The organism is Streptomyces sp. NPDC002867, assembly GCF_053591895.1.
This window is the reverse complement of sequence record NZ_JBSFUR010000025.1, coordinates 92,713-104,426: the sequence shown is the minus strand read 5'-3', so window position 1 is coordinate 104,426 and position 11,714 is coordinate 92,713. Positions and strand designations below refer to the sequence as shown.

Annotated in this window: 7 protein-coding genes; 3 read left to right on the top strand and 4 right to left on the bottom strand. The window is 72.6% G+C overall.

Annotated elements, in window-relative coordinates:
• Positions 1-476: 476 nt before the first annotated feature.
• Entirely contained in the window at positions 477-1,043 is a 567-nt protein-coding gene (locus tag ACWD0A_RS23265; protein ID WP_451300937.1) for a MarR family winged helix-turn-helix transcriptional regulator, read from the bottom strand.
• 158 nt (positions 1,044-1,201) lie between these two features.
• Between ACWD0A_RS23265 and ACWD0A_RS23260 the strand changes: the two genes are divergently transcribed.
• On the top strand, positions 1,202-2,476 hold the full coding sequence (locus tag ACWD0A_RS23260) for an MFS transporter (RefSeq protein WP_451300935.1): 1,275 nt from the start codon (positions 1,202-1,204) through the stop codon (positions 2,474-2,476).
• Positions 2,477-2,478: 2 nt separating this feature from the next.
• On the opposite strand, the gene ACWD0A_RS23255 is transcribed toward ACWD0A_RS23260, so the two are convergent.
• Both ACWD0A_RS23255 and ACWD0A_RS23250 read right to left on the bottom strand, forming a co-directional pair.
• The gene (locus tag ACWD0A_RS23255; protein ID WP_451300933.1) at positions 2,479-4,134 is read right to left on the bottom strand and encodes an ATP-binding SpoIIE family protein phosphatase; all 1,656 of its coding nucleotides are present in this window, start codon (positions 4,132-4,134) and stop codon (positions 2,479-2,481) included.
• 129 nt (positions 4,135-4,263) lie between these two features.
• The gene (locus tag ACWD0A_RS23250) at positions 4,264-5,727 is read right to left on the bottom strand and encodes an NAD(P)/FAD-dependent oxidoreductase (protein ID WP_451300931.1); all 1,464 of its coding nucleotides are present in this window, start codon (positions 5,725-5,727) and stop codon (positions 4,264-4,266) included.
• A 326-nt stretch (positions 5,728-6,053) separates the two neighbouring features.
• Between ACWD0A_RS23250 and ACWD0A_RS23245 the strand changes: the two genes are divergently transcribed.
• Complete coding sequence (locus tag ACWD0A_RS23245; RefSeq protein WP_451300943.1) at positions 6,054-6,839, top strand: TetR/AcrR family transcriptional regulator; 786 nt, start codon at positions 6,054-6,056, stop codon at positions 6,837-6,839.
• Positions 6,840-7,069: 230 nt separating this feature from the next.
• Positions 7,070-9,043 carry a sigma-70 family RNA polymerase sigma factor gene (locus ACWD0A_RS23240; RefSeq protein ID WP_451300929.1) on the top strand — a complete coding sequence of 658 codons (1,974 nt, stop codon included), beginning with the start codon at positions 7,070-7,072 and terminating at the stop codon, positions 9,041-9,043.
• Positions 9,044-9,126: 83 nt separating this feature from the next.
• Here the strand turns inward: ACWD0A_RS23240 and ACWD0A_RS23235 are convergent, their stop codons facing one another.
• A complete protein-coding gene (locus ACWD0A_RS23235; RefSeq protein WP_451300927.1) occupies positions 9,127-11,301 on the bottom strand; it encodes an asparagine synthase-related protein in 2,175 nt (724 codons plus the stop codon).
• Positions 11,302-11,714: the final 413 nt, after the last annotated feature.

Sequence of the window (11,714 nt, the reverse complement as noted above, 5' to 3'; positions counted from 1 at the left end):
TTTTTGGCACGCTGTTGAGTTCTCAAGGAACGGACGCTTCCTTCGTACTCACCCTTTCGGGCTTTCCTCCGGGCGCTTCCCTTCGGTCTTGCGTTTCCGACTCTATCAGATCTTTCCGATCCGATTTCCTCGGTGCTTTCCAGTTCTTCGCTTTCGCGCTTCCCTTTCCGGCGGTTCCGACTCTACCAGATCCTTTCGGGCCTGATTCCCAGTCAGAGGGGATTGACTTCCCGACCCCTGGGCCGTTCCGACATCCAAACTCTAGCGGATTTCCCGGGCGACTCATAATCGAGTCATCGAAATGAATTTCGACATGCGAAATTCGTCCCGACTGGGAGATCGTGCTGAGTGTGGTTGCCGCATCAGCGGCGAGGATGGCTGTCGAAGAACCGTTCCGGCTCCGCGACAACTCGAAGAACCTTACGGATCGACGGGGAACGTGTCAACTGTCCCGGCCGCCACCCGGAGGCCGGTCGCTAGTCCAGGTCGGTCAGGCGTCCGCCGGCGTCCGGCTGGTCGTGCTCGACCCGGCGCAGCACGCGGATCAGCAGCTCGCCGAGCAGGGCGCGCTCGTCCGGGGCGAGGTCCTGGAGCAGGTCCTCTTCGAACGTGGTGGCCATGCGCATCGCCTCGAGCCACTTCGTGCGGCCCTCGTCCGTCAGCTCGACGATCACGCGTACGCGGTTGTTCTCGTCCCGGTCGCGGGTCACGAGGCCTTCGCTCGCCATCCGGTCGATGCGGTGGGTCATCGCGGCCGGCGTGAGACCGAGGCGCTTGGCGAGCTCCCCGGGGCCGAGGCGATAGGGGGAGCCCGAGAGGACCAGGGTCTTGAGGACCTCCCACTCGGCGTTGCTGATACCGAGGGCCGCGACCTGGCGGCCGTACGCGACGTTCATCCTGCGGTTGAGCCGTCCGAGTGCGGAGACCACCTTCTCGACCTGGGGGTCGAGATCCCCGTACTCGCGCTGGTAGGCGGCGATCTGCTCGTCGAGGGTCGGCTCCTGCGGGCCGGAGACGGCGTCCGCGGGGGTCTCAGTAGGCATGCGCGGAAGTATCGCACGGCACTCATTGGCCTTGAAGTCCTTCAATGTGTATTGTTCAGGTTCGAACTTTACTATTGAAGTCTTCAGACTTCAGTCCTCCAGGTCCTGCAGGACCTCGACCGAAGTGGGTGAGTGTGACCAAGGCGAAGGGTGCAGCGATGCGCCGGATCCAGGCGGGGAACGCGCTGAGCGCGTTCGGGCTCGGCTTCACCGTTCCGTACCTCTACATCTACGTGGCGCAGGTGCGAGACCTGGGCGCGAGTGCGGCGGGCGTGGTGCTCGCCGTCTTCGCGATGGCCGCACTCGTGGCCCTGCCGTTCACCGGGCGGGTCATCGACCGGCGCGGGCCGCTGCCCGTACTGGTCGGTGCTGCGGTGCTGGCATCCGTCGGAGCGGCGGGCATGGGGCTGTCGGGGAGCGTTCCGTCCGTCGTCCTGGCCGCGGTGGTGCTCGGCGCGGGGACCGCCGTCATGCAGCCGGCGCTGACCACCATGATCGTCTGGTGTTCGGAGACCACGACGCGCACCCGCGCCTTCGCCCTGCAGTTCTTCCTGCACAACCTCGGTCTCGGCATCGGCGGCCTGATCGGCGGACACATCGTCGACGAGAGCCGGCCCGCCGGCTTCACCCTGCTGTTCGGCATCGAGGCCGCGATGTTCCTCGTCCTCGCCGGCATCGCGCTGACCGTACGGCTGCCCGAGTCCGCGTCGCTGCGCAGTGCCCGGCCGGCCGACACGGAGGCCAGGGCCGGGGGCGGGATGCGCGCGCTGCTGGGACACCGGGCGATGGTGCACCTGCTGGTGCTGGGCTTCGTCCTCTTCTTCGCCTGCTACGGGCAGTTCGAGTCCGGACTCGCCGCGTACGGCACCGAGGCCGCCGGGATCGAGCCCGCCACGCTGGGCACGGCGCTCGCCGCCAACACCGCGGTGATCGTGGCCGCACAGTTCCTGGTGCTCAAGTTCGTCGAGCGCCGCAGCCGCAGCCGGGTCATCGCCTCGGTCGGCCTGATCTGGGCCGTCGCGTGGACGGCCGCGGGCTACGCGGGCCTCGGCGACGGCAGCCAGGCCATGGCGACCGCCGCGTTCGTCTCGACGTACGCGCTGTTCGGGCTCGGCGAGGCCATGCTGTCGCCGACCGTCGCCCCGCTGGTCGCCGACCTGGCGCCGGAGTCGATGGTCGGGCAGTACAACTCCGCGTTCGCCCTGGTCAAGCAGCTCGCGCTGGCGGTCGGTCCGGCCGTCGGCGGTCCGATGGGCGCCGCGCTCCACGGGCCGTACATCGTGACGTTCGTGCTGTTCTCGCTCGGTATCACGGTGCTCGCGCTGCGGCTGGGCAAGCGGCTCACGCCGGTGCAGGACCGGCCGTCGCTCGCGGCGAAGTCCCGCGTGGTGACGGTGCACAAGCCCGAAGAGGCCGTCGCCCCCGCCCACTGAGGTCAGGGCAGGGCGAACTCGCACCAGACGGCCTTGCCGCCACCCGGCGTACGGCGGCTTCCCCAGGACGAGGCGATCGTCGCGATGATCGAGATACCGCGGCCCGCCTCGTCCTCGGACTCCGCCCGGCGTCGTCGCGGCAGGTGCTCGTCCCCGTCCGTCACCTCGACGATCAGCCGCCGGTCCGTGCGGCGCAGCCGCAGGCGCATGGGCGGGGAACCGTGCTTGAGGGAATTGGCCACCAGCTCGCTGACGGCCAGGACCCCGAGGTCGTGCAGCTCGGGCGAGAAACGCCAGGAGGCCAGCACCCCGGAGGCGAAGGCACGCGCGCGGGGCGCGGCCTCGATGCCGCCGAGGAGGTCCAGCGCGGCGTTGTGGAACAGCTCGGCGTCCGCGCCTTTGCGGGTCGGGTGCTGCAGGACGAGGAGCGCGACGTCGTCGTCGTGCTCGGCGGTCACCCCCATGGAGCGGATCAGCCGGTCGCAGACCACCTGCGGGGTACCGGTCGCCCCGGACAGCGCGCGCTCCAGCGCGGCCATCCCCTCGTCGATGTCCTCGCGCCGGCGCTCCACCAGGCCGTCCGTGTAGAGGACGGCGGTGGCGCCGGGCGGGAGGTCGATGGAACCCGAGGCGTGCAGATAGCCGCCGGTGCCGAGCGGCGGTCCGGTGGGCTCGTCGGCGCGGCGGACGGTGCCGTCCTGGTCGCGGACGAGGATCGGCAGATGCCCGGCCGACGCGTACACCAGGCGGCCCTCGTTCGGGTCGTGGACCGCGTACACACAGGTGGCGATCTGGCTGGGATCGATCTCGGAGGCGAGCCCGTCGAGGAGCTGGAGCACCTCGTGGGGCGGCAGGTCCAGGCGGGCGTAGGCCCGTACGGCGGTGCGCAGCTGACCCATGACGGCTGCCGCGCGGACACCGCGGCCCATCACGTCACCGATGACCAGGGCCGTACGGCCTGCGCCGAGCGTGATCACGTCGTACCAGTCGCCGCCGACCGCCGCGTCCGTGCCACCGGGCTGGTAGGTGGCGGCGAACCGCAGGTCGTCGGGCTGCTCCAACTCCTGCGGCAGGAGCGACCGCTGGAGGGTCACGGCGGTCTCGCGGTGACGCCGCTCGCTGGCGCGCAGCCGCTCGGCGGCCTCGGCGTGGTCGGTGACGTCGGCCGCGAAGACCAGGACGCCCTCGGGCTCCTTGCCGCCTTCGGTCCGTTCGGCGGGCAGGCAGGTGACCGTGTACGACCCTCCGCCCCGGGTCCTGCGGGACTTGACCGTACGGGGCTTGCCGCTGCGCAGCACCTGGTCCATGAGCGGGAGCAGGCCCAGCTCGGCGAGCTCGGGGCAGCTGTCGGCGGCCGTGGTGCCGAGCGTGCGGTGACCAAAGGCGGCGGCGTATGCCTCGTTGACGTACGCGATGCGGTGGTCGGGGCCGTAGACGAGGGCGACCAGGGCGGGGAGGCGGCCGAGGATCTCCGGCACGGAGAAGTCCTCCAGCGCCGGGACGTCCGAAGGGGTCTCCAGCGGCTGTCCGGACTCACCGCGGGCCGCGGGCACCGAGCCGTCGCCCCGCTGCACCGGCGAGAGCCCCTGGTCGGTCCTCCGTGCTGCGGCGCGACGCTGCGTACCGGGGAGCCTGGGGCTCCAACGCGTGAAGTTCACTGACTTTCAAGCCTCAATGGGGGTCGTCGCCAAGGGTCACTCTGTGCAGGTGTGAGCCCACCTATGGTCACACGTCCAGTGTGGTCGACCGGACGGACAATCCTTTTCGCCCAGCTCCTGTCGGCGGCGTCAGGTGCCCGAAGGGCCGTCCGGGGAACTGTCCGCCGATTCGTCCGCTGCACTGGGCGGCGGGCCGCTGTCCTTTCCGTCGCCGTTGCGTCTGGCGCCCGCGGCGAATTCGAACTCGGCCCGCGGATGCTCCAGCGAGCCGAGGGAGACGATCTCACGTTTGAAGAGACCGGCGAGAGTCCATTCGGCCAGGACGCGGGCCTTGCGGTTGAAGGTCGGCACCCGGCTGAGGTGGTAGGTGCGGTGCATCAGCCAGGCCGGATAGCCCTTGAGCTTGCGGCCGTAGACGTGGGCGACGCCCTTGTGGAGTCCGAGGGAGGCGACGGATCCGACGTACTTGTGGGCGTACTGGTGCAGGGGCTGTCCGCGCAGGGCGGCCGCGATGTTCTCGGCCAGGACCTTGGTCTGGCGCAGGGCGTGCTGGGCGTTGGGCGCGCACTCGGCGCCGGGCCTGTCGGAGGTGACGTCCGGGACGGCCGCCGCGTCGCCCGCCGCCCACGCGTGGGCGACGCCGTCGACGGTGAGGTGTTCGGTGCAGGCGAGGCGGCCGCGCTCGTTGAGCGGGAGGTCGGTGGCGGCGAGCAGGGGCGCCGGTTTGACGCCGGCCGTCCAGACGACGGTCCGGGTCGGGAAGCGGGAGCCGTCGCTGAGGACGGCGACCCGGTCCTCGCACGACTCGAGCCGGGTGTCCAGCCGTACATCGATGTTCCGGGCGCGCAGCTCCCGGACGGCGTAGCGGCCCATCTCCTCGCCGACCTCGGGCAGGATGCGCCCGGCCGCCTCGACGAGGATCCACTTCATGTCCTCGGGTTTGACGTTGTGGTAGTAGCGCGCGGTGTAGCGGGCCATGTCCTCGAGTTCGGCCAGGGCCTCGACGCCCGCGTAACCGCCGCCGACGAAGACGAAGGTGAGGGCCGCGTCGCGGATCGCCGGATCGCGGGTGGAGGACGCGATGTCCATCTGCTCGATGACGTGGTTGCGCAGGCCGATGGCCTCCTCGACCGTCTTGAAACCGATGCCGTAGTCGGCGAGGCCGGGGACGGGAAGGGTGCGGGAGACCGAGCCGGGGGCGATGACGAGTTCGTCGTAGGTGATCTCGACGGCTCCGGCGCCCTCCTCCTGGGTGGCGAGCGTGGTGACGGTCGCCGTCCGCTTGGCATGGTCGACGGCGCGGGCCTCACCGATGACGATCGTGCATCTGCCGAGGACGCGACGCAGGGGGACGACCACATGGCGCGGGGAGATGGAACCGGCCGCGGCCTCCGGCAGGAACGGCTGATACGTCATATAAGGGTCGGGGGCGACCACCACGATCTCGACGTCGCCGCGGTCGAGCTCCGGCTTCAGCTTCCGCTGGAGGCGCAGCGCGGTGTACATCCCGACGTAGCCGCCGCCGACGACCAGAATGCGTGTGCGCGGCGAGGTGCCGGAGGTCGTGCCCCGGGAGTTTGCAGCCTTCACCATCCCATGACGCAACGACCTCAGTCGTTTGTCCACAGGCCCGGCGAATTGTGTGACCGGAAGCCGTCGGTGGCCCAGGCGCGGCACAGCTCGGGGCATAACGGAAGCCGCGCAGGTCAGGCCCGGCGGGGTGGCGGGAGGCAGCGGGTGGAATAGGGATCCTTCCGGTCCTTGCTCCGATCGGGGGGCGCTCCGTGCGAAGTACCCCCTTCTGAATTGACTCCGGCTCAACTATGTTCGTTGTCTGTCGGGGTGCCAGGTCAAGGCACGCCCGGCAGACCAAGGCGGGGATGTCTCCGGGGGGAGACGACATGACCGGGGGAACGCTTATGCACATCCAGGATTCGCATTGGCAGACCGCCGTCGCGCCGGCTTCGGCCGCGGACGGCAGTGGGAGCGGACCGACGGGTCCGGTCGGGACGGGCCGTTCGGCGCCGCTGCGCGTGGACGCGCAGCGCAATCTCGAGCATGTCCTGCGCGCAGCCCGCGAGGTGTTCGGCGAGCTGGGGTACGGGGCCCCGATGGAGGACGTGGCCCGGCGCGCCCGGGTCGGCGTGGGCACGGTGTACCGCCGTTTCCCGAGCAAGGACGTGCTGGTGCGGCGGATAGCCGCGGAGGAGATCTCCCGGCTGACGGAGCAGGCGCGTACGGCTCTCGGGCAGGAGGAGGAGCCGTGGTCGGCGCTCTCCCGGTTCCTGCGTACCTCGGTGGCGTCCGGTGCCGGGCGGCTGCTCCCGCCGCAGGTGCTGCGCGTCCGGGTGGACGGTGACGAGGCGGCGGGTAGCGCCGACGACCTGTCGGGTGAGGCGCGCGAGGACATGTGGGTGCCGCAGCAGCGGGCGGGGGCACCGTCCGGGCTGCGCGTGGTCGGGCAGCGCCCGGTGCCGGCCGAGGAGCAGGACGACGCCGGCGCGGCGGACCTGCTGGAGGTCGTGGGCCGGCTCGTCGAGCGGGCACGCGCCGCGGGTGAGCTGCGCGGTGACGTGACCGTGGCCGATGTGCTGCTGGTGATAGCGACGGCCGCGCCGTCGCTGCCCGACGCCGCGCAGCAGGAGGCCGCGTCGGCCCGGCTGTTGGACATCCTGCTGGAGGGTCTGCGTCCGCGGTCCGCGTGAAGTCCGCACGGGCGCTCCTGCTCCGTGACCCGTCCCTGGCGGCGCGGTGCCCTCAACCGCCCTTGTCCGCTCACCCGGTTGTTCCTGCCACTTTCGGATGACCGGCGGTGCGCAGTTCGGGGAAGTCGCCCCGGACGAGTGGTTGCGGCGCATAAGAGTTCGGCGTACAGGCGCCCTGTGGCACGCTTGCCCGGTAATTCGGGTCCGAAGTGCTTACGGGGGCTTCCGCGATGAGCGGTGACCATCAGGACGAGTCACTCGGCGGTGGGAGCTCCGGGGCAGCCGGACCACCACGGCAGGTGCCAAGCCAGGGCGGACGGAGCGGCTCGTCCGGCGTGCCGCGCCCGCGTGTCGACGGGCCGGACGGCGCGGACACCGGTGCGGCTCACCCGGATCCGGCGGACGTGGACGCGGCGAAGTACGCCGTTCCTCAGCAGCGGGACCGCAGTGCCGGTTCGGTGCTGCCGCCGCCGCGCGAGCTTGCGTCGGCGGACGCCGAGCTGATCCGGCGCATGCGAGACGGCGACGACGGCGCCTACGAGGAGCTGTTCCGCCGCCACTGCGAGGCCGTCCGGCGGTACGCGCACACGTGCTGCCGCGACGCGCACACCGCGGACGACCTGACGGCCGAGGTCTTCGCGCGGACCCTGCAGGCGGTGCGCGGCGGGGCCGGGCCGGAGCAGGCGGTGCGGGCGTACCTGCTCACCACCGTCCGCCGGGTCGCCGCCGCCTGGACGAAGACGGCGAAGCGGGAGCAACTGGTCGACGACTTCGCGGTGTTCGCGGCGGAGGCGGCGCGCAGCACGGACTCGGCGACGGACGACACACTCGACGTCGGGGCGGACGTGCGCGCGATGCACGAGGCCGAGCAGTCGCTCGCCATGCAGGCCTTCCGGTCCCTGCCGGAGCGCTGGCAGGCGGTGCTGTGGCACACGACGGTGGAGGAGGAGTTGCCGAGCGACGTCGCCCCCCTCTTCGGCCTGACCGCCAACGCGACGGCGGTGCTCGCGAGCCGGGCCAGGGAGGGCCTCAAGCAGGCGTATCTCCAGGCCCATGTGAGCACGGCGCTTACCACGGGCGGCGACTGCGCCCGGTACGCGGACCGGCTGGGCGCGTACGCCCGCGGCGGGCTGCGGATGCGGGCGGAGCGGGGTCTGAGCAAGCACCTGGACGAGTGCGTCAAGTGCCGTCTGGCCGCTGGTGAGCTCGCCCATGTGAACGCGGGCATTCCTGCGCTGCTGCCGATAGCGGTCATCGGCTGGTTCGCCGCCGGGTACTCCCTCAAGGCGGCCGGGATCGTCGCCGGCGGCGCCGTGGGCGCAGCGGGGGCCGGTGCCGCCGCGGCCGCCACGTCAGGCGCGTCGGGCGCGTCGGGCGCGTCGGGCGCGTCGGGCGGGGCAGCCGCGGAGGGACTCGGCACGCCCGCGAAGGCTATGGCGGCGGCCGTGGCTGTCGCCGCGACAGCCGGGCTGGTATGGGCCATGTCGGCCGACCGCGAGCCCGCACCGGAGCCCATGGCCAAGCCCCCGGCCTCCCGGCCCGTCGCGCCGGAGCCGTCCGCGCCCCAGCCGAAGCCGGAGCCGCCGGCGCCGCCCGCGCCCGTTCCGCCGTCGGCCGAGCCCGGCCCGAAGTCGACGCCGAGCCCCACTCCCACGCCGACGCCACGACCCGCCGAGCCGAAGCCCATCCCGACCCCTACCCCGACCCCCACGCCCACGCCGACTCCCTCACCGACACCGACGCCGAAGCCCACGCCGCCTCCCCAGAAGGCGGAGGTCTACCAGGTCAACCGCCTGGACTACGGCATCTTCGGCGACCACACCGGTCCCGAGGTGCGGCACAACGAGAGCAGCTGGATGTGGAAGCGCTCTGACATGTCGATCGGCGGCAAGCAGTACGGGCACGGGGTGACGGTGCACGGCAAGTCGTCCGTCACCATCGACCTCAACCGCGCGTGCACGGCCTATGACGCGTTCGCCGGCGTCGACGACCTGACGCCGGGTGTGCGCCCGGTGCGCTTCTCGGTGTACGGGGACGGCGTCCGGCTCTGGCGCTCGGCCGCTCTCGGCCGCGGCGACGCGGCGGTGCCGGTCCACGTGCCGCTCGCCGGCCACAGGACGCTGCGCCTGGTCGTTGAGTCGGCGGACCCGTCGGGGACGGCTGCGCTGGCGGACTGGGCGGAGTCCCGGATCAGTTGCCGCTAGGAGGGCCGGATCGCGCTCGCCAGGCCGGTTCCGCACGCCCTCGGGACGCGCATGCCCCTCGAGCCGTGCGTCGTGGCCCGGCTCTACGCCTGGAGCGTCCGGCGTTTGGGGACGCCCCCGGCCACCGCGCGGCGGCGGGGCGCCGCCGTGCCCGTCCAGCAGGTGCCGCGGCGGGACAGGAGCCGACGCAGCCACAGTTCCGTGGACACCAGGTCGGCCAGGCCGTCCAGCGGGACGGGCTCGCCTTCCGAGGCGGCCCGCAGAGCCTTGCGGACGACGCGGGCCTCCACCAGGCCCGCGTCCGCGAGCAGCGGGGCGTCGAACAGGGCCATCAGATGCGGGAGCGCGGCCCGCAGACCGGTGCGCGCCGCCGCCGTCGCCGTGTGCGACGCGTGCGTCGTGGCGCCCCAGCCCGGTGGGAGGTCGTGGATACCGGCCCCCGCGAGGACCGTGCGCAGCACCGATGCCCGCGCCCCCGGCTGGACCCGCAGCGATTCGGGGAGGTCGCGGCTGGCGCGTACGACCTGGTTGTCGAGGAAGGGGGCGTGCAGCCGCTGGCTGCGGATCTCGGCGGCCTGTTCCAGGATGCGCTGGTCCGCCGCGTGGCGGCTGAGCGCCGCCCGGGCCCGGGCCTCGCCTGGCCGCTGCACGGACATCGGCCGCGTCGCCGCCTCCATCAGGCGAACCGATACTTCAGCCAGCGCCTCGCCGGTCAGCCAGCGAGCCGCCGGGCCGGGCCGGGCCCAGTTCAGGGCGGCGAGCGAGGCGCCCACCGCGCCGTTGAGACCGACCGCGCCCGTGCGGTTCGCCGAGAGCAGCCGGTCGGCAGCGGCTTCGAGACCGGCACGGTAGGGCGTACGGGCCAGGCGCCGCGCCGCCCGGTACACGGTGAGCGGCACGAACAGCGACTGCGGCGAGGCCCCGTCGGCCCGGGCCAGTGCGGTGACCGGCCGCAGCAGATGGCGTCGGCGCCGGTCCATCAGCAGATCGGCGAGCCGCGCCGGATGCGCGTCCAGCACCTGCCGTGCGCCCGCCCCGGTGAAGTGGTCGGCGCTGCCGGCCGCGAGCCGGCTGCGGTGCCGTTCGGCCGTCACCAGGGCCGGCGCCGGCTCGTCCGTGAGCGGCCCCGCGTCGAGTCCGGCGTAGGGGAGGGACTCCTCCCCGGCCGCGACGACGACGTGGTGCAGCCGCGGGTTGGCGGCGATGACGCGGGCGCGTTCCAGCTCCGGTTCGCGAGCCTCGCGTCCGCTGGTGACCAGGTCGTTGAAGGTGACGGCGAGCAGCCGCTCGCCCGCGCCCGTCCCGTGCCCGAGCACGGTGCCGGGCACGCCGGGCAGCCCGGCGGCCAGCAGCGCCAGCGTGCTGGAGGCGCTGCCCCCGGACAGGTCGGCGCCGATGCCGGGAGCGGGCGCCCCTCGCGCGGCGCGGCGTTCGGCGGGGCCCATGCCCGGCACGGGGCCCGGGTCGGGCGGCAGGGTCTCCGGTGCGTGCCGCGGGGCGGTGAGCCTCGCCCGTACGGCATCGATCAGCGCGTCCCGCACCCCGTCGACCGCCTTGGCCGGGTCCATCTGCGGCCCGGCGACGGCCAGGGAGGCCACCGGCTCGTACCCGGTGATCTCACGTGAGCCCTCCCGCAGGATCAGCGCGTGTCCGGGCGGGATGCGCTTGACCCCCGCGTACGGGGTGGAGTCCCGCAGCGCCTCCGGAGTCTCGGGGCAGGCGAGCAGGGCGGCGAGGTGCCCGATGTCGAGCTGGGCCTCGATGAGATCGGCGAGCGGGAGCGCGGCGGTGGCGTACGCGGTGCCGCCGGCCCAGGGGGTGTAGAAGACGGGCCGGGCTCCCGCGAGGTCACCCACGACGGTGATGCGGCGCCCGGCCTGGACCACGACCGTGTAGCTGCCGGCCCATGCGGTCAGATGCCTCAGTGCGCCGCCGCGCGCCGCGAACAGCCCGACCCGCAGTTGTTCGTCGCTGGCGGCGCAGCAGCCGAGGACGGCGAGCCGGGTGACCGCGGGCGGGTTCGCGCCCCCGCCGGGGACGGAACGCGCGGGCGGTTCGGCCGTGACGACGCGTACCTCGTCGGGCCGCCAGTCACCGACCGCCCACAGCGGATCGGGGTCTCCCCACAGCAGTTGGGCTCCGACGGGGTGGACGGTGCGGCCGTCGCCGTCGAGATCGTCAAGGCCGTCAAGAGCTCTGTCGGCCCCGGCCGTGCCGAAGTGCGCGGCGATACTGCTCCACCCCACCAGCCACCGCATCCCCGCCTCCACGATTCCCGAAGCCGTTCGGGAACATGCTGCCATGAAGGAGGCGCAGGGGATGGGGCTCCGGTAGCGCGCGCAAAAAGTGAACTCGCCTGTGGCATGGGCGATTCAGCGGCCGCGAGGAGGCCGGCCGAGGTGTCGCCAGGGGTCGTCCGGTGATTTCGGGGCCCCTACGGCACAGACGGCATTCGGCCATTCTCGGTGGGCGGCCCAGGGCCCAACCTCCAGCCCGGGAGGCGGAGTTCGCCTCCCGGACCGGCCCGCCGCCCGCGGGGAATCGAGGCGGCAGTGTCCCCCAGCCCACTGGTTTCCAGTACGCAGTGAGCCGACCCACGCGGTACTCATGGAAGCGCTCCCGAACATCCTCGGCCAGAGCGCACGCACGGGCGCACGACCACACGGCGGGA

Excerpts from the sequence above, each read along its gene's own strand:
- ACWD0A_RS23240 (WP_451300929.1), top strand. The coding sequence starts at position 7,070 with ATGAGCGGTGACCATCAGGACGAGTCACTCGGCGGTGGGAGCTCCGGG.
- ACWD0A_RS23245 (WP_451300943.1), top strand. The coding sequence starts at position 6,054 with ATGCACATCCAGGATTCGCATTGGCAGACCGCCGTCGCGCCGGCTTCG.
- ACWD0A_RS23235 (WP_451300927.1), bottom strand. The coding sequence starts at position 11,301 with ATGCGGTGGCTGGTGGGGTGGAGCAGTATCGCCGCGCACTTCGGCACG.
- ACWD0A_RS23260 (WP_451300935.1), top strand. The coding sequence starts at position 1,202 with ATGCGCCGGATCCAGGCGGGGAACGCGCTGAGCGCGTTCGGGCTCGGC.
- ACWD0A_RS23250 (WP_451300931.1), bottom strand. The coding sequence starts at position 5,727 with ATGGTGAAGGCTGCAAACTCCCGGGGCACGACCTCCGGCACCTCGCCG.
- ACWD0A_RS23265 (WP_451300937.1), bottom strand. The coding sequence starts at position 1,043 with ATGCCTACTGAGACCCCCGCGGACGCCGTCTCCGGCCCGCAGGAGCCG.